Here is a 16,891-nt window from a genome sequence, read left to right as displayed (position 1 = left end):
CTACCCATGGCCCGTTCATCATCCGACACGCCACAAGATCGGGGCTACTTCGGCAGTTTCAGCAAAAGCGCCGAAAGCGAATTCATGCCGGAAACCGCCGGCGCCTCATTGCAGGATTCCCCGCGCTGGTCGCGGATCACTGTGTGGCTGGCGGCCGCGTTGATTATCACGGCGGTGGTCTGGGCCAAGTTTGCGGTGCTGCAGGAAGTGACCATGGGCGAAGGCAAGGCGATTCCGTCGAGCAAGGTCCAGGTGATCCAGAACCTGGAGGGCGGCATCGTCACTGAGATCTTCGTTCGCGAAGGGCAAATGGTGAACAAGGGCGACACCTTGCTGCGCCTCGATGACACGCGATTCCTGTCGAATAAGGGCGAAAGCGAGGTGGATCGTTATGCGCTGACGGCGCAGGTCGAACGGCTATCGGCCGAGGCGGAAGGCCGGCCGTTCAAGCTGTCCGCCGAAGTGATCGCCAAGGCACCGCAAGTGGCCGAAGACGAACGCTCGCTGCACGAACAACGGCAGCGTCGATTGGCCAGCGAACAGCGCACGCTGAGTGAGCAACTTCGGCAGAAAACCCAGGAACTGGCGGAGTTTCGCTCCAAACAGGGCCAATACAGCTCAAGCCTGGCGTTGCTGCAACAAGAGATGAATATGTCCGCGCCGCTGGTGGGCAGCGGGGCAGTTTCGCCGGTGGAAATTTTGCGACTCAAACGTAGCGCCGTGGAGATTCGCGGCTCATTGAACGCCACGACGCTGGCGATTCCCCGTGCGGAATCGGCGATCAATGAGATCAAAAGCAAGATTGATGAGTCCGAACAATCCTTCCGCTCCGATGCGGCGAAAGAGTTGAATGAGAAACGCACCGACCTGTCGAAAATCACGGCATCGAGCATTGCTATCGATGACCGAGTGACCCGCACCACCGTGGTGTCGCCGGTTCACGGGATTATCAAAGTGTTGAAGGTCAACACCATTGGCGGCGTGGTTCAGCCGGGCAGCGACATGGTGGAAATCGTGCCCATTGAAGACAACCTGCTGATCGAAGCCAAGGTGCGGCCGCAGGACGTGGCGTTCCTGCATCCGGGGCAGAAAGCGATGGTCAAGTTCAGTGCTTACGATTACACGATTTATGGCGGGCTGAGTGCGAAGCTGGAGTTGATTGGGGCGGACACGATTACGGATGACAAGGGCAACAGCTTTTATCTGATTCAGGTACGGACGGATAAAAACCATTTGGGCGGGGATGCAAAACCGTTGCTGATTATTCCGGGGATGGTGGCGACGGTGGACATTATTACCGGGGAGAAAAGTGTGTTGGATTACTTGCTGAAACCTGTTTTGAAAGCCCGGACTGAGGCAATGCGCGAACGTTAGTCTCTGGCTGGGACTTTCTGTGATTGTTTTACCGCTATCGCGAGCAAGCTCGCTCCCACAGTGTTTCGTGGTGTTCACATTGTTTGTGTACGACACAAACCCTGTGGGAGCGAGCTTGCTCGCGATGAGGCCCTGACAAACACCGACTATTTCGGCCCGTGGTTACGCTGGTAGGTCTCCTCCCCCATCGCCGCAATCTGCCCCTCGATCAAGGCTTCAAACGGCCGTAGCAACGGCTCGAACGATGACGGTGCTTCAAGTGTTTGCAACGCCTGAACAATCGCCTCCACTGTCGACAACGCCCCCGGCCCCGGTGCTTTGCGCAATCGATACCTCGACACCCCGCCCTGCGCCAACGTCACCCTCGGCAACGCCGCCAACAACGGATTGAGGTGTAGCAGCTTGCGCGCCTTGCGCCAGGTGCCATCCGGGACGACCAGCAAAAACGGTTGATCATTGGCGGCGTAAGTCTGCAACGGCTGCGCATCATCGGCAGGAAACAGCAGTCGCGCCTGATAGCCCGGCCGGTTCAACAAAGCCGGCAAATCCTCGAACACCTCGCCCACTATCAACTCGGCATTCTTCAACCCCAATGCCGCCAACCGCGCGGTGTTCAGCGCATGGTTCACTTCGCTGGGATGCTGCAACAACAGCACCCGGGTGCGGCTGTCGAGGCTCGGAATCAGTGGGCACAAACAGTGAGTTTGCGGGCGCAGGCAGCGCGGACATTGGATTCTGGACATCGCGTCTTTTTCCTTTAAGCGGCCTGATTGAGCTGTGCTTTGAGCAGGTCGCGAAAGGTCTGGATCAGCGGCTCGCGGCTGCGACCACGGCGCACGATCATCGAGAACGGCGCCTGATACCCGAAGGTCGCCGGCAGCAGCACCCGCAAATCGCCCTTGTCCGCCCACGCCTGGGCGTAGTGCTCCGGCAGGTAGCCAATGTAGGCACCGGACAGCACCAGAATCAGCTGGGCTTCCATACTTTCCACGGTCGCGGCGCTGTGCTTGAAGCCGTGACGGGCCAATTCGGCCTGGCTCCAGTAACCGCGGCCGACCATGCGCTGCTGGGTAATGACCTGCTCGGGAATGCGCCGCTCGGTGAACAGCGGATGACGACTGCTGCAGTACAACCAGTGTTGTTCGCGGTAGAGCGGCATGTACACCAGACCGCTCATGCGCGTGGAGAACGCACCGATGGCCAGGTCGAGGCGGTTGTCTTGCACGCCGAGTTGCAGCTCGTAAGGGCTCATGACCGACAGGTGCAAATGCACGGCCGGGTGTTCCTGACTGTAGGCGCCGATGGCTTCCGCAAAGGGCAAGGCCTTGTCACTGACGGTGGAGTCGATCACCCCCAGATTCAGAGTGCCGCGCAGTTCCCCTTTGAGGGCGGCAGCGTATTGCTCGAAACCTTCGAGTTCGCCGAGCAGGCGCAGGGTTTCCTGGTGGAACAGTTCGCCCTTGCTGGTCAGGCTGAAACCACCACGGCCGCGATGGCAGAGGACCAGGCCGAGGGCGGCTTCGAGCTGGCTCATGTAGGTGCTGATGGCCGAGGTCGAGAGGTTGAGCTCTTGTTGGGCGCTGGCAAACCCCTGATGGCGAACCACGCTGACGAAGATGCGCAACAGTTTCAGGTCGGGTAACGCGTTGGCCATGGGGGGGCTCTCCAAAGATCGTTCCCACGCTCTGCGTGGGAATGCCGCCTCGGACGCTCTGCGTCCGCTTCGACGGTGTGACGCGGAGCGTCACGGGATGCATTCCCACGCAGAGCGTGGGAACGATCGGTATCAAGTCTATCTCTGCTCCAGCCATTAGTTTAGAAAAATCTGAACTAAGTATTTGCCCGTAGCGATTCTTCCCGCCCACTACATTTCGCAGAATCGGCCCCTAATACAGCTCTTAATATAAAAATGATGAGGCCTGAACCCGTGGACAAGATTCTTCACCAACCACTGGGCGGCAATGAAATGCCGCGCTTCGGCGGCATCGCCACCATGATGCGACTTCCCCATGTGCCAACCGCTGCCGGTCTGGATGCTGCCTTCGTTGGCGTCCCGCTGGACATCGGCACGTCTCTGCGCCCTGGCACCCGTTTCGGACCTCGCGAAATCCGCGCGGAATCGGTAATGATCCGCCCGTACAACATGGCCACCGGCGCTGCACCGTTTGACTCGCTGTCGGTCGCTGACATCGGTGACGTGGCGATCAACACGTTCAACCTGCTGGACGCCGTACGGATCATCGAAGAGTCCTACGACGCCATCCTCGAACACAACGTGATCCCCCTGACCCTGGGCGGCGACCACACCATCACCCTGCCAATCCTGCGTGCGATTCATAAGAAGCACGGCAAGGTCGGTCTGGTGCACATCGATGCTCACGCCGATGTGAACGATCACATGTTCGGCGAGAAAATCGCCCACGGCACCACCTTCCGTCGCGCGGCCGAAGAAGGCCTGATCGACTGCGATCGCGTGGTGCAAATCGGTTTGCGCGCTCAGGGTTACACCTCCGAAGACTTCAACTGGAGCCGTAAACAGGGCTTCCGCGTGGTTCAGGCTGAAGAGTGCTGGCACAAATCCCTGGCACCGCTGATGGCCGAAGTTCGCGAGAAAGTCGGCGACGGTCCGGTGTACCTGAGTTTCGACATCGACGGCATCGACCCCGCTTGGGCGCCTGGCACCGGCACCCCGGAAATCGGTGGTCTGACGACCATTCAGGCGATTGAGATCATTCGCGGCTGCCAAGGCCTCGACCTGATCGGTTGCGATCTGGTAGAAGTCTCGCCCGCTTACGACACCACCGGCAACACCTCGCTGCTGGCCGCCAACTTGCTGTACGAAATGCTCTGCGTACTGCCTGGCGTGGCCCACCGCTGAGGATCGGTCATGAACGAACGTGATCAGGTATTGAAAGCTGCCGCCGATCTGGTGACAGCCTTTGCCGGTAACGATCGCGAAGCCTACTTCGGCGCGTTCAGCGCCGACGCCAGCTTCGTGTTCTACACCCTCGAGCAGCCCCTGCTGTCGCGCGATGCCTATCAGGCGTTGTGGGACACCTGGCGCTCCGAGGATGGCTTCGAGGTGCTTGCGTGCACTTCAAGCAACGCTTTCGTCAGCCTGCAGGGTGACGTGGCGATTTTCATCCATGACGTGGCCACCGAGCTGCGCATGCAAGGGGAGCAACACTTCAGCCAGGAGCGCGAGACGATTGTTTTCAAGAAACAAGCGTCTGGCCAAGAACAACAAGGCCTATGGCTGGCCTGCCACGAACATTTGTCCGCGATGCCGGAAGGGCTGCCATCCCCTTAGCCAAACAGGTGACGCTCACACACGATGAGCGCGCCTTTATGATCGGAGCTGATCATGAATAACAACAACAAAGAAAAAAGCCTTAGCAGCATTGAAACAAACGGGGTCGAACAGATCCCGGATCATGAGCGCGACGCCCGACCCAGCGACCTGTTTCGCTTGATCTTCGGCGGCGCCAACACCTTTGCTACCGCCGTGCTCGGCAGTTTCCCGGTGCTGTTCGGCCTGTCGTTCCAGGCCGGTGTCTGGGCGATCGTGCTGGGCGTGTTACTCGGTGCGCTGATCCTCGCGCCGATGGGCCTGTTCGGCCCGATCAATGGCACCAACAACGCTGTGTCTTCCGGTGCGCACTTTGGCGTGCACGGGCGGATCGTCGGATCGTTTTTGTCGCTGTTGACCGCCATCGCCTTCTTCTCGCTCTCGGTGTGGAGTTCGGGTGATGCGCTGATCGGTGGTGCCAAACGCCTGATCGGTCTTCCGGAAACCGACCTGACCCTGGGCCTCGCCTACGGTCTGTTCGCGATCCTGGTACTGACCGTGTGCATCTATGGCTTTCGCTTCATGCTGTGGGTCAACCGCATCGCGGTGTGGGCGGCCAGCGCCCTGTTCCTGCTGGGCATCTTCGCCTTCGCCCCGACCTTCGATAGCCAGTTCGCCGGCACCGTCGCCATGGGTCAGGCCGGCTTCTGGGCAGCCTTCATCGGCGCCGCGCTGGTGGCCATGAGCAACCCGATTTCCTTCGGTGCGTTCCTCGGCGACTGGTCGCGGTACATCCCGCGCGAAACCCCAAAAGGCCGGATCATGTTCGCCGTGATCGCCGCGCAAGTCGCCACCTTGATCCCGTTCCTGTTCGGTCTCGCCACCGCAACCATCGTGGCGATCAAGGCACCGGACTACATCGCAGCCAACAACTACGTGGGTGGTCTGCTGGCCGTCTCGCCGAGCTGGTTCTTCCTGCCGGTGTGCCTGATCGCAGTGATCGGCGGCATGTCCACCGGCACCACCTCGCTCTATGGCACCGGGCTGGACATGTCCAGCGTGTTCCCTCGTGTGCTGTCGCGGGTCAAGGCAACGTTGTTGATCGGCGTGATGTCGATTGCCTTCATCTTCATCGGGCGCTTTGCGGCGAACCTGGTGCAGAGCGTGTCGACTTTCGCCGTGCTGATCATCACCTGCACCACCCCGTGGATGGTGATCATGATCATCGGTCTGCTGGTGCGTCGCGGCTTCTACTGCCCGGATGACCTGCAAGTGTTCACCCGTGGCGAGAAAGGGGGTCGTTACTGGTTCACGCATGGTTGGAACTGGCGTGGCCTGGGTGCCTGGATCCCGAGTGCAGCGGTCGGTTTGTGCTTCGTGAACCTGCCGGGTCAGTTTGTGGGTCCGTTGGGCAATCTGGCTGGCGGTATCGACATCAGCCTGCCGGTCACCCTGGGCCTGGCCTCGCTGGTGTACCTGGTGCTGCTGAGCCTGTTCCCGGAATCGGCAGCGGTATTCGGACCAAACGATCCACGCAGCAAGGGCACGGATTCGCTCGCTAAACCGGCGGTAGTGTAGGAGCGAGGCTTGCCCGCGAAGAACGATAACGCGGTCGGCCTGATGGACCGCGGCGTCTCCTTCGCGGGCAAGCCTTGCTCCTACAAAGTTTGATTTTCGCCTCACCATAAAAAAGACAATCGGAGACACGCCATCATGGCATTGGATTTATTCGTCGTTCTCATTTACGCCGCCGCGATGCTGGTACTCGGCTACTTCGGCATGCGCAAGGCCAAGACCAACGAAGACTACTTGGTCGCCGGGCGTAACCTCGGCCCTACCCTGTACATGGGCACCATGGCCGCTACCGTTCTGGGTGGTGCGTCCACTGTCGGCACCGTGCGTCTGGGCTACGTCCATGGCATTTCCGGTTTCTGGCTCTGCGCCGCACTGGGTTGCGGGATCGTGGCGCTGAACCTGTTCCTCGCCAAACCGCTGCTGAAGCTGAAAATCTACACCGTCACCCAGGTCCTGGAAAAACGCTACAACCCGATGGCCCGCTCCGCGAGCGCGGCGATCATGCTGGCGTACGCGCTGATGATCGGCGTGACTTCGATCCTGGCGATCGGCACCGTTCTGGAAGTGTTGTTCGGCCTGCCGTTCTGGATCTCGGTACTGCTCGGCGGTGGCGTGGTAGTGGTCTACTCGGCCATCGGTGGGATGTGGTCCCTGACCCTGACTGACATCGTCCAGTTCGTGATCAAGACCGTCGGCCTGATGTTCATCCTGTTGCCGATCTGCCTGTACCGCGTCGGCGGTTGGGATGAGTTGGTGTTGAAACTGCCGGAAGCAGCCTTCAACTTCAGCACCATCGGCTGGGACACCATCATCACCTACTTCATGATCTACTTCTTCGGGATCCTGATTGGCCAGGACATCTGGCAGCGTGTGTTCACCGTCCGGACCGCCAAAGTCGCTCAGTACGCCGGCACTTTCGCGGGCATCTACTGCATCTTCTACGGTCTGGCCTGTGCCCTGATCGGCATGGCCGCTCACGTACTGATCCCGGACCTGGACAACGTCAACAACGCCTTCGCCGCCATCGTCAAACTGTCCCTGCCGGACGGTATCCGTGGCCTGGTGATCGCTGCTGCCCTGGCCGCCATGATGTCCACCGCCAGTGCCGGCTTGCTCGCCGCGTCCACCACCCTGACCGAAGACCTGCTGCCGAAACTGCGTGGCGGTAAACAGTCGAGCCTGGGCATCAACCGCCTGTTCACCCTGCTGACCGGCATCGCGGTACTCGGCATCGCGCTGGTGGTCAACGACGTGATCAGCGCGCTGACCCTGGCGTACAACCTGTTGGTGGGCGGCATGCTGATCCCGCTGATCGGTGCAATCTTCTGGAAACGCGCAAACACCGCCGGCGCTATCGCCAGCATGGGCCTGGGCTTTGCCACCGCGCTGGTGTTCATGATCAAGGACGGAATGGACGCCAACACCCCGATCTACTACAGCCTCGGCGTGGGTCTGGTGAGTTTCGTCGTGGTCAGCTTGCTGTCCCGTCGCCCTGCAGTGGTGGCCAGCGCCGCCTAAGCTGAACATAACGACTTGATGCTTTCTTCGACGGGTGTGGCGTCGGTTGCCACACCCGTTTTTTTTCGTCTGGAGAAAACCTTTGATGAAGATTGTTTCTCGCGATCAGTGGTTCGAGGTGAAACAGCTCAGTGACGGCATTCGCCTGATTCACGAGCCGTACATCCGCCCCTTCTATCGCTGCAATCTCTGGCACATCCAAGGGCGCAACAAAGACTTGTTGCTCGACAGCGGTTCCGGGCTGGTCAGCCTGCGCGAGCAACTGCCGTGGATCACTGAGCGGCCGCTGGTCGCCGTGGCCAGTCATTGCCATTTCGATCACATCGCCGGCCATCACGAATTCCCCGAACGCCTGGTGCATCCGGCCGAAGCGCAAATCCTCGCGTCGCCGGACGGCGAGAACACGCTGAGCAAGGCTTTTGTCGGTGACGAGATGTTCGAGGCTCACCCTGACTGCCCGTTGTGCTACGCCGAGTACCGGGTCAAAGCGGCCCCAGCCACCGGGTTGATCGAAGAAGGCGACGTGCTGGATCTGGGCAACCGCACGCTGCAAGTGCTGCACACGCCAGGGCATTCACCGGGCGGCATCAGCCTGTACGAAGCGACGACCGAGACCCTGTTCAGCGGCGACATCATCTACGACGGGCCACTGATCGAAGACGCCTACCACTCCAACCTCGACGACTACGCCCGCAGCCTGCAGCGTTTGCGCAACTTGCCGATCCGCACAGTGCATGGCGGGCATTTCGGGAGTTTTTCCGGGGAGCATTTGCGCACGATGATTGACGAGTGGCAGCGCTTGCACGCCTGAAGCCTGCTGTACTCAGTCCCAGGGACAACAACAAATAACGCCCTCGAAGAATGACCATGAAAAGAGCTGCCGTTCGTGCCGTCGTGCATCGTTTCATCAGCCGCTTGCTGGAGCGTCAGGATGACTTCGACGACAACGCCAGCCTGGCGCAATTGGGATTGGATAAAGAAGATATCGAAGAGCTGATCTTCCGTCTGGAAGATGAACTGGGTTTGACGGCGTTTACGGCGGAGGAAGATCAGATGCTCAAGACCGCCAGGACGGCGAATGACTTGAGTCGGTTTTTGATCGAGATCGGGCGGCGTTGAGACGGGTTGTCAAAAACACCCACTTTGGTGAGTACACAGACGGTTCTGTGGCGAGGGAGCTTGCTCCCGCTCGATTGCGCAGCAGTCGCAAAACCTGCCTGCGCGTTCTAACTGACAAACCTTGGCGTCAATGGGGCCGCTTCGCGGCCCAGCGGGAGCAAGCTCCCTCGCCACAGGTGATTTGCCAGGTTCGAGCCTGTGAGCCAAAGGCTTACCGGCGGCGCTGTTGGCGTCGGCGCTGTTGGCGTCGGCGTTGTTCGTCGTCAGTGCGGATGGGCACAGGTTGCAGAGGCGGTTCGATCAAACCGAGTGCGACACCCAAGTCGTGCAGCCAGTTTTGGATTTTCTCTTTCATGGTGCCCCCTTCAGGGTAGTGCCGAGTAGCCAAAATTCTGTAGCCACTTCGCACTGATAATAGTCCGAAGTCCTACGCAATGCTCGCCCAAAGTCGCAATGATCTGTTACTGAATTGATCAAAATACCTGACCGATAGTTCAAGCAATCGCCTGAGCCTGGCTCGGCGTCGCCGGATAGACCAATTATTGCTGCTCAAGCCACGCGTTCAAGTTCGCCCCGACCATGCCTTTGCGCCACATCAACCACGTGGTGGCACTGGCAAACGGCTCGGCCAACGAATGCACCGCCACGCTTTCGCGGCCCGGCAGGCTGGCAAGCATCGACTCCGACATCAGCGCCACGCCTGAGCCGGCATATGCCGGCGTCGCACTGGTGATGCTGCTGGGAATTCTGCCGTTCCTGCCGCAACCGACCGCCACGGTGGCAGCAACAGCGACCGTTACTACGCCAGGTAACCAAGGCATCAGCTGTTTAGGGGTGATCTACGCCTTCTACGGTTTGGGCTACATCATCCCGGCCACTTTTCTCTCCCAAATGGCCAACGCACAGTTTCACGGTCAATGGATGGCTGATTTGTTCTGGCCGTGCTTTGGCCTGGCGGCCGCTATCGGCGTGGTGCTGGTGAGTTTGCGTCGACATAACCCGAACGCTACCCGTCATTGGCTGATGGCGACGTTGTGGCTGCAAGCCGCCGGGGTGTTTCGCCTGCCTGTTGGGCTGCGGGCCGTTGCTGGCGGCGTTGAGCAGCCACTTCAGTGGCGGATTGCAGCCAGCGCTGGTGTTCGCTGGCTGTGTTTTGCTGGTGGCGGGCGGTTTGCTGCTAAGCCCGGTCACTGCTGCCCGAGGGCTTTGCGCAAACGACGGCGCACCCACTGCTCAGCGCTGACAAACGTGATCCCCAACAGCACCAGCACCGCACCGATGACGAAGTTGAAGCTCAGCTCTTCGCCCAGCAGCACTACGCCGAACGTGACGCCGAACAGCGGCGTCATGAACGAAAACACGGCCAGGTTCGCCGCCAGGTAACGGCGCAGCAGCCAGAACCAGGTCAGGTAACTGAAAAACGACACCACCAATCCCTGAAACAACACACTGGCCACCGCCACGGTGGTCAGGCTGACGTGTGTGACCTGGCCGCTGAGGATCGCAATCAGCAACAAACCAACGAAACCGACAATCAATTGATAGAACAGCGTCAGGGTCACCGGCGCTTCCGACAGGCGCGAAGCGCGCACCACCACGGTGGTCGCGCCCCAAGACGCGCCGGCCAGTACGCCCAGCGCATCGCCCATCAACATACGGTGATCGAGGTTGTCCCAGGAAACCCCACCGGCAAACGCGATGGCGATCCCGACGAAGGCGAGGAAAACTCCCAGCCACTGGACCGGTCTTAAACGCTCACTCGGCAACAACCAATGAACGCCCAATGCGGTGAAGATCGGCGCGGTGTAAAGGAACACTGACATGTGCGCGGCCGTGGTCAGTTGCAGGCCTTCGGAAATGAAGAAGAACTCCAGGCCAAAAAGCGCGCCAGCCAGTAGTCCACCGCGCCAGGTGTTACCCACTTGATCCCAGCCGCCCTTCCAGCAGATCAACAATCCTACGAGCAATGCGGAAATACCCGAACGCCCGGCGGCCTGCATGACCGGCGCGATATCTGGCGCCGCCCATTTGATCATCACCTGCTGAATACCCCAGATCAGGCACAACCCAATCATTACTTGCAGGGCGAATCCATCGGCGCTGCGCCGGGTGGCGCTCACCTAAACACCTCGACAACACAATCCATGGCAGTGACTCGACAGTAAAGGCAAAGCTCCGGTGCGGTGAACGTACATGCTCGGGCCCATACCGGTAGGAGTGAGGTCAGCTCAGCTCGATGCGATCGGCATGAATGACGATCTGACCGTTCTTGTACAACGCACCGATGGCCTTTTTGAAGTTGCCCTTGCTCACACCAAACATACTGCTGATCACCGTCGGGTCGCTCTTGTCGCTGACCGGCAGGCTGCCATTGTTGTCGCGCAACTTGGCGAGAATCTTCGAGTTCAGGCTGGTGGCGGCTTCTTCGCCGACCGGTTGCAGGCTCAGGCTGATCTTGCCGTCGGCGCGGACTTCTTTGATAAAGCCCTTCTCTTCTTTACCGGCGCGCATGAACTTGAAGATTTCGTTCTTGTGGATCAGGCCCCAGTGCTTGTTGTTGATGATCGCCTTGAAGCCCATATCGGTGGCTTCGGCCACCAGCAAATCAACTTCCTGGCCCGGGGTGTAGGTGCCCGGGGTCTTGTCGAGGTAGCGGTCCAGACGCGCCGTCGCGGTGATGCGGCGGGTGTGCTTGTCGAGGTAGACGTGCACCACGACATACTCGCCGGCGGTCATCTGGCGCTTTTCTTCGGAGTACGGCAGCAACAGATCCTTCGGCAAGCCCCAATCCAGGAAAACACCGATGCTGTTGACTTCAACGACTTTTAAACTGGCGAACTCACCGACTTGAACTTTCGGCTTTTCGGTAGTTGCGATGAGTTTGTCATCGCTGTCCAGATAAATAAAAACGTTGAGCCAATCTTCATCTTCGCTGGGAATATCTTTGGGAATATAACGATTAGGCAGGAGGATTTCGCCATCCGCACCACCGTCCAGATATAGACCGAAGTTAGTGTGTTTAACCACTTGCAAACTGTTGTAGCGCCCGACTAAAGCCATTTCAAATACCCTCATTGCGTGGGCGGCATTCTACCCGGTTTTGCGGGCCGCGTTCGCTGGCCAGCCCGGTGGCGGAAGAAAATCCTCTGAAGGGCTTAATTTTCCTGGGTTTTACCGCTCGCGCCTGGCCGCTCGTCAGGCCGATCTGGCGACTTGCGCACCTGTCAGCCAAGCAAAAAACTGTGTTTTTTTCACGATCGTTCTTAGTTAAAACAGCAGCTTAGGGGGTTATCCAGAATAATAACTGGCGATAAATTCTTCACCTGTCTTGTGTATTTCGGGGGGATATTTGCCAAGCAATTGTCAAGTATTTCCTGTACGATGCCTGGCCAAGTTAATTTTCTATAGGTTAATGGCCGCCATGCGTGTAAAAGCATCCAACAGCAAAGCAAAGCCAGCTCCAGCCGTTGAAACCAGCGAATCGATCAACAACCAGATTGCTGCGTTCCTCAAGTCCGGCGGCGAGATCCAGCAAATTGCCAAAGGCGTGAGCGGCCAGACGTTCGGCCCGTCCAAGCAGATCACCCTGGGCAAGAAGTAACTACCCCAAGATCCGTCGCGTCACCTGGTCCCTAAGCGCTTTGAGCTTCGAAGCGCTTGGACTGGAACCCTCCTCGCAACACCCCGCCAAACACATCAATATTTCAAAGATCGACGAACGGCCTTCGATGCGGAGCATTCGCCGGTATGCTTGCACACGTCTAGATCAAGCGTTTCAGTAGGTTTTTAGTGCCTGCACCTCGCTGTCATGGAGTGACGCATGCTCAAACCCTCCTATTTATTGCTCGGCACCCTCCTGTCGTGTTCGGTCGCCAACGCGCAAATCTTTCAGCGTGAACTGGGCGACTTCGATCTCAAACTCGGCACCACCCCCAGCCGCAGCATGGCCCAAGGGCTGGTCAAACCTGCCAGCACCGGTTCGTTCCACGGTGGTCTCGACCTGAGTCACGACAGCGGTTTTTACGTGGGCCAATGGGCACCAAGCATGGGTTTAACGGCTGGGACCAACCTTGAAGTCGACTCCTACATGGGTTTTAAACAGCCTTTCGATAATACCCTCGGGTACGAAGTCGGCATGATCCGTTACAGCTATCCGAAAGTGGACACCCTCGACAGCCAAGAGCTTTTCGGTGGCCTGACCTTTCTGGGTAGCCGTTTTGGCGCAGCCTTCAGCAACGACCCGGACAAACAGAACAGCACCGTATTCGCCGACCTCGGAGGCAATCAGCCGTTCGGCATCGGGATCAGCATGAAATACACCACCCACCAGCTCAACACGCCGGTGTCCGTCGACGGTGGAAATGTAGGCAATTTCACCGACTGGTCCGTGCAACTTTCCCGCCCGTTCATGGGCGTCGACCTGGACCTGATCTACAGTGACTCCAGCTTGAGCGGCAGCAGCTGCTCCGCCTATTCCGGGCGCAACAGCCAATGCGACGGGCTGGTCACCCTCAAGGCCGAACGCGCCTTTTATTGATCGGCTGAACTGCCAGGCTCATTCTGCGCTCACATAGAGAAACCAATTAAAGAAACCAGACCTTCGCAAAGGATTCGCCCATGTCGCGCTGGTTGAAGTATCTCGCCCTCGTTATCACCCTCAGTCTCGCCCTCGGTGCGTGCAGCCGCGTGGGCTTGGCCTATCGCAACCTCGACGTGATCATTCCCTGGACGCTCAGCGATTACCTGAACATGCACGGAGAGCAGAAAGATTGGTTCGACGAGCGCCTCAAAGAGCACCTGAGCTGGCATTGCACCACGCAACTGCCGGGCTATCTCGACTGGCTGGACCGCTTGCAGGTCATGGTCGAGACCAACCAGGTCACCGACGCCGCGCTGCAAACCCGCACTCAGGAAGCCAAAGCCGCCATCGCCCAGACCGCCCGGAAAATCACCCCGTCGGCCACTGAGCTATTACAGGGGCTGGATGACAAGCAAGTCACGGAGATGAATGACGCCTTCGCCAAGGAGCAGAACAAACGCCAGGAGCAATACCTCAAACCGTCTCTCGATCAACAGATCAAGCAACGTGCCCAGCGCATGGAAAAACGCTTGAACGACTGGCTCGGCCCGCTCAGCCCCAGCCAGCAGCAACGGGTAGTCGCCTGGTCAAATGCCTTGGGTGACCAAAATACGCAATGGATCGCCAACCGTGCCCTTTGGCAGAAGCAGTTCAGTGCAGCGGTTGCGCAGCGCCAGAGTCCAGAATTCCCACAGCGTATCGAGACGCTTCTGGTCAATCGCGAGAGCTTGTGGACGCCCGCTTATCGCCAGGCCTACACCAGCACCGAAGCCCAGGCACGGGGACTGTTTGTAGATTTGATGGCCGAAAGCACGCCGGAACAGCGCCAGCAGTTGCTGAAGAAGATCGAGGGAGTGAGGAAGGATTTCAATGATCTGAAGTGCCTGAAGGCAGCACAACAAAGCTAAGCGCAACGCAAATTCAATGTGGGAGCGAGCTTGCTCCGGGCGGCGTTCCGACGATAGCGGTCTAACATCCAAAATCAATGTTGAATGTAATGGCCTCATCGCGAGCAAGCTCACTCCCACAAAGGTAATGAGTGGTTCTCAGGCAATCTGCGCCGTCGACGCGACCCGATCAAACGTCACCTCATCCAACGCATCTTCCTGCTCATCCAACACCTGCCGCGGATGGTCATTGCCCGGAATACTGCTGTCGATCAAGCTCAATAAACTCGAGCCCCGAGGCGTCAAAATGTAGTTCGAACCGTTGCCACCTTGATCTTCAGGCCGAGGCTCAATATAGCCGCGCGCCAACAGTAACTTTTCATACTCACCGGCCACCTCTTTCAGATGATCCAGGTTCTCAATCTCCTCGCCGTTCGCCGCTTTCTCCGCCGCGTACTGTTCGGCGTAGGGCCGTGGCGTAAAGCTGTGGCCGGCGCTGTTCTGCACCTCGTGCAACAAGCGTTCAATCAAATCCCAGTTGTAAGTCGTCATCCTGATTCAACCTCCAAAGCCAGAGAGTGAGATGGCCTTCATAGGTTGTGACCGGCGCGGTTCGCAGCCGTTCAGCCGAGGTTTTTGCGAGTACCGACCGGCGGTATGTCGAATTGGGCGTAGGCCAAACGACTAGGCTGTGTAAGTCACCTCCCAGCACCGCGCAGGAGAATCCCATGAACATTCAGAACCATCCCGTCGTCTCCCGAGAAGAATGGCTCGCCGCCCGCAAGCAACACTTGGCCCACGAAAAAGCCTTCACCAAAGAACGAGACAAACTCAGCGCCGAACGCCGCGCCCTGCCCTGGGTGAAAATCGACAAGGACTACCGTTTCCAGGGCCCTAACGGCGAACTGAAACTGGCTGACCTGTTCGGCGGCCGCAGCCAGTTGGTCATCTACCACTTCATGTTTGGCAAAGGCTGGGACGAAGGCTGCTCCGGCTGCTCGTTCCTGTCCGATCACATTGACGGCGCCAACCAGCACCTGGCCCATCATGACGTCGCCGTGGTGGCGGTTTCCCACGCACCGTTCGCCGAATTTCAGGCCTTCAAACGACGCATGGGCTGGAAATTCGATTGGGTGTCGTCAGAAGGCTGCGACTTCAACTACGACTTCGGTGTCTCGGCCCGAGCAGAAGACGTTGCCGCCGGTAAAGCCACCTACAACTATGAAAAATCTGACGGTGCCGAAGAAGAACTCCCCGGCCTCAGCGTGTTTTATCGCAATGAAGCGGGCGAGATTTTTCATACCTATTCCACCTATGCCCGAGGCCTGGACATGTTGGTCGGGGCTTACAACTACCTCGACCTAATGCCCAAGGGGCGCAATGAAGAGGAAATCATGGAGTGGGTAAGGCTTCACGATCAGTATAACGACAAGGCCCCAACCGGCTGTTGCCATGGGGGGTAGAGCATCTGCCGAACACCCTACCCCCAAACACCGAAAATCCACTGTGGGAGCGAGCTTGCTCGCGATGACCGACAAGCATTCAACACTGATATCGACTGATCCACCGCTATCGTCGGATCGCCACCCGGAGCAAGCTCGCTCCCACAGGGGTCGGCAGTGTTTAGTCCTCAGCAATTTGCCAGGCGACTTTCCGACCGCATCAGGACATTCCCCTACATCAAGTTCAGAACCGGCGCTCTGTACCGCTGGGAGGCTGATCCTTATAGTCAAACCGTCGCCCAAAAGGCGACCGGGTTTGGCGACCTGATTATAGAGAGTCCTTTTTAATTACGAGAGACTCCACCTATGGATAGATACATGCCCCTCACCGGAATCGACCTGATCCCGGCCTCCCTGCTAATCGACACCCAAGCGCCACTCGACGTCCTGCAAGCGATGGCGGATTACCGCATCCGCACGGTCACCCAAGTGCTGGAGAACATCGCCTTTCGTGCCGAGATCGGTTGCGACACGGTGGTGCTGTCGGACTTTTCCAAACTGCTGGCCATACCGTTGCGTGATGGCTGTGATTTGATGGATGTGATTGGTCGGCGGTTGCGGGCGCAAGCTGCGGAGTGAATGAAAACGGGCGGCCTGTAGGTCGCCCGTTTCATATGGTTCATACAAAACCTGGCAGTCCAGGTTCTTCGATTTGTCGTACGAAAATCGGGGATTTCTCAGGGATAGATTTATTTTCTGGGCAATAAATAAATTCGTCCCCTTTACGCTCCTTTACGTTCTGAACTGCGCCTTTTGCACCATTAAATTTTAGGCACTAGCGCAAAAAGCCTCTCCTGCATTAAGTAGCTGCAAATATAGTTCTTTGCCTTATCTGAACTGCGTTTAATAAAAACAGAATCCGGCTCATCGGGGCCTTGGTCGCAGTACCAACTGTCGTACGTCTGCTCAGCTATCTCGCCAACCAATTGATATACATCCCCTCCCAGAATCGCGATTCCGAAAGCCTCAAGTTCATCAATAGCACGTAAAGCGTCATCACGACCCAGGGCCCAGTTCCGCACCCCCAAATGCTCTAGGGATACCCCGC

At 58.3% G+C, this 16,891-nt stretch carries 19 protein-coding genes and 2 pseudogenes; 13 read left to right on the top strand and 8 right to left on the bottom strand.

Annotated features, from left to right (window positions below; all coding sequences use genetic code 11):
* Positions 1 to 6 precede the first annotated feature (6 nt).
* The gene (locus ACYZT7_RS08820) at positions 7 to 1,374 is read left to right on the top strand and encodes an HlyD family type I secretion periplasmic adaptor subunit (protein ID WP_462040727.1); all 1,368 of its coding nucleotides are present in this window, start codon (positions 7 to 9) and stop codon (positions 1,372 to 1,374) included.
* Between the two features lie 146 nt (positions 1,375 to 1,520).
* Here the strand turns inward: ACYZT7_RS08820 and ACYZT7_RS08815 are convergent, their stop codons facing one another.
* Both ACYZT7_RS08815 and ACYZT7_RS08810 read right to left on the bottom strand, forming a co-directional pair.
* Positions 1,521 to 2,117, bottom strand: coding sequence for a tRNA-uridine aminocarboxypropyltransferase (locus ACYZT7_RS08815; RefSeq protein WP_462040726.1), 597 nt, complete (start codon positions 2,115 to 2,117; stop codon positions 1,521 to 1,523).
* 14 nt (positions 2,118 to 2,131) lie between these two features.
* Positions 2,132 to 3,028 (bottom strand): LysR family transcriptional regulator, encoded by an 897-nt coding sequence (locus ACYZT7_RS08810; RefSeq protein ID WP_201119066.1) that lies wholly within the window; start codon positions 3,026 to 3,028, stop codon positions 2,132 to 2,134.
* 273 nt (positions 3,029 to 3,301) lie between these two features.
* Between ACYZT7_RS08810 and speB the strand changes: the two genes are divergently transcribed.
* The 6 genes from speB to ACYZT7_RS08780 all read left to right on the top strand — a co-directional run bounded on the left by speB (position 3,302) and on the right by ACYZT7_RS08780 (position 8,875).
* Positions 3,302 to 4,252, top strand: coding sequence for an agmatinase (speB, locus tag ACYZT7_RS08805; RefSeq protein WP_462040725.1), 951 nt, complete (start codon positions 3,302 to 3,304; stop codon positions 4,250 to 4,252).
* 9 nt (positions 4,253 to 4,261) lie between these two features.
* A complete protein-coding gene (locus ACYZT7_RS08800; RefSeq protein WP_449642463.1) occupies positions 4,262 to 4,684 on the top strand; it encodes a YybH family protein in 423 nt (140 codons plus the stop codon).
* A 54-nt stretch (positions 4,685 to 4,738) separates the two neighbouring features.
* Positions 4,739 to 6,241, top strand: a complete 1,503-nt coding sequence (locus tag ACYZT7_RS08795; protein ID WP_462040724.1) for a purine-cytosine permease family protein — start codon at positions 4,739 to 4,741, stop codon at positions 6,239 to 6,241.
* A gap of 135 nt (positions 6,242 to 6,376) precedes the next feature.
* A complete protein-coding gene (locus ACYZT7_RS08790; protein WP_462040723.1) occupies positions 6,377 to 7,756 on the top strand; it encodes a sodium:solute symporter family protein in 1,380 nt (459 codons plus the stop codon).
* A gap of 85 nt (positions 7,757 to 7,841) precedes the next feature.
* The gene (locus ACYZT7_RS08785; RefSeq protein WP_462040722.1) at positions 7,842 to 8,567 is read left to right on the top strand and encodes an MBL fold metallo-hydrolase; all 726 of its coding nucleotides are present in this window, start codon (positions 7,842 to 7,844) and stop codon (positions 8,565 to 8,567) included.
* Between the two features lie 56 nt (positions 8,568 to 8,623).
* Positions 8,624 to 8,875: an acyl carrier protein gene (locus ACYZT7_RS08780; RefSeq protein WP_462040721.1), complete on the top strand. Its 252-nt coding sequence runs from the start codon at positions 8,624 to 8,626 to the stop codon at positions 8,873 to 8,875.
* A 211-nt stretch (positions 8,876 to 9,086) separates the two neighbouring features.
* Here ACYZT7_RS08780 and ACYZT7_RS08775 read toward each other — a convergent pair whose 3' ends face one another.
* Together ACYZT7_RS08775 and ACYZT7_RS08770 are read right to left on the bottom strand one after the other, a co-directional pair.
* Positions 9,087 to 9,230 carry a PA1414 family protein gene (locus ACYZT7_RS08775; protein WP_462040720.1) on the bottom strand — a complete coding sequence of 48 codons (144 nt, stop codon included), beginning with the start codon at positions 9,228 to 9,230 and terminating at the stop codon, positions 9,087 to 9,089.
* 184 nt (positions 9,231 to 9,414) lie between these two features.
* Positions 9,415 to 9,585, bottom strand: a pseudogene (locus ACYZT7_RS08770) (LysR family transcriptional regulator); the annotation flags it as partial.
* On the opposite strand from ACYZT7_RS08770, the pseudogene ACYZT7_RS08765 reads away from it, so the two are divergent.
* Positions 9,566 to 10,118, top strand: a pseudogene (locus ACYZT7_RS08765) (YbfB/YjiJ family MFS transporter); the annotation flags it as partial. The pseudogenes ACYZT7_RS08770 and ACYZT7_RS08765 sit on opposite strands and share 20 nt — an antisense overlap.
* Here the strand turns inward: ACYZT7_RS08765 and ACYZT7_RS08760 are convergent.
* Positions 10,063 to 10,995 (bottom strand): DMT family transporter, encoded by a 933-nt coding sequence (locus tag ACYZT7_RS08760; RefSeq protein WP_462040719.1) that lies wholly within the window; start codon positions 10,993 to 10,995, stop codon positions 10,063 to 10,065. The pseudogene ACYZT7_RS08765 and the gene ACYZT7_RS08760 overlap by 56 nt on opposite strands.
* A gap of 103 nt (positions 10,996 to 11,098) precedes the next feature.
* Positions 11,099 to 11,935, bottom strand: a complete 837-nt coding sequence (locus ACYZT7_RS08755) for a CvfB family protein (protein WP_449642469.1) — start codon at positions 11,933 to 11,935, stop codon at positions 11,099 to 11,101.
* 352 nt (positions 11,936 to 12,287) lie between these two features.
* Here ACYZT7_RS08755 and ACYZT7_RS08750 point away from each other — a divergent pair, with 352 nt between their 5' ends.
* The 3 genes from ACYZT7_RS08750 to ACYZT7_RS08740 all read left to right on the top strand — a co-directional run bounded on the left by ACYZT7_RS08750 (position 12,288) and on the right by ACYZT7_RS08740 (position 14,362).
* The gene (locus tag ACYZT7_RS08750) at positions 12,288 to 12,476 is read left to right on the top strand and encodes a hypothetical protein (RefSeq protein ID WP_017337097.1); all 189 of its coding nucleotides are present in this window, start codon (positions 12,288 to 12,290) and stop codon (positions 12,474 to 12,476) included.
* Positions 12,477 to 12,695: 219 nt separating this feature from the next.
* Positions 12,696 to 13,412: a TorF family putative porin gene (locus tag ACYZT7_RS08745; protein ID WP_462040718.1), complete on the top strand. Its 717-nt coding sequence runs from the start codon at positions 12,696 to 12,698 to the stop codon at positions 13,410 to 13,412.
* Between the two features lie 80 nt (positions 13,413 to 13,492).
* Positions 13,493 to 14,362 (top strand): DUF6279 family lipoprotein, encoded by an 870-nt coding sequence (locus ACYZT7_RS08740; protein WP_462040717.1) that lies wholly within the window; start codon positions 13,493 to 13,495, stop codon positions 14,360 to 14,362.
* 138 nt (positions 14,363 to 14,500) lie between these two features.
* Here ACYZT7_RS08740 and ACYZT7_RS08735 read toward each other — a convergent pair whose 3' ends face one another.
* On the bottom strand, positions 14,501 to 14,893 hold the full coding sequence (locus ACYZT7_RS08735) for a transcriptional regulator (RefSeq protein WP_462040716.1): 393 nt from the start codon (positions 14,891 to 14,893) through the stop codon (positions 14,501 to 14,503).
* 176 nt (positions 14,894 to 15,069) lie between these two features.
* Here ACYZT7_RS08735 and ACYZT7_RS08730 point away from each other — a divergent pair, with 176 nt between their 5' ends.
* Together ACYZT7_RS08730 and ACYZT7_RS08725 are read left to right on the top strand one after the other, a co-directional pair.
* Positions 15,070 to 15,804, top strand: a complete 735-nt coding sequence (locus tag ACYZT7_RS08730; protein ID WP_462040715.1) for a DUF899 domain-containing protein — start codon at positions 15,070 to 15,072, stop codon at positions 15,802 to 15,804.
* Between the two features lie 345 nt (positions 15,805 to 16,149).
* Positions 16,150 to 16,422 (top strand): hypothetical protein, encoded by a 273-nt coding sequence (locus tag ACYZT7_RS08725; protein ID WP_008076699.1) that lies wholly within the window; start codon positions 16,150 to 16,152, stop codon positions 16,420 to 16,422.
* A 182-nt stretch (positions 16,423 to 16,604) separates the two neighbouring features.
* On the opposite strand, the gene imm40 is transcribed toward ACYZT7_RS08725, so the two are convergent.
* Positions 16,605 to 16,865: an Imm40 family immunity protein gene (imm40, locus tag ACYZT7_RS08720; RefSeq protein ID WP_462040714.1), complete on the bottom strand. Its 261-nt coding sequence runs from the start codon at positions 16,863 to 16,865 to the stop codon at positions 16,605 to 16,607.
* Positions 16,866 to 16,891: the final 26 nt, after the last annotated feature.

It is taken from the genome of Pseudomonas sp. RT4P38, from assembly GCF_054897765.1.
This window is presented reverse-complemented; position numbering and strand designations above follow the sequence as displayed.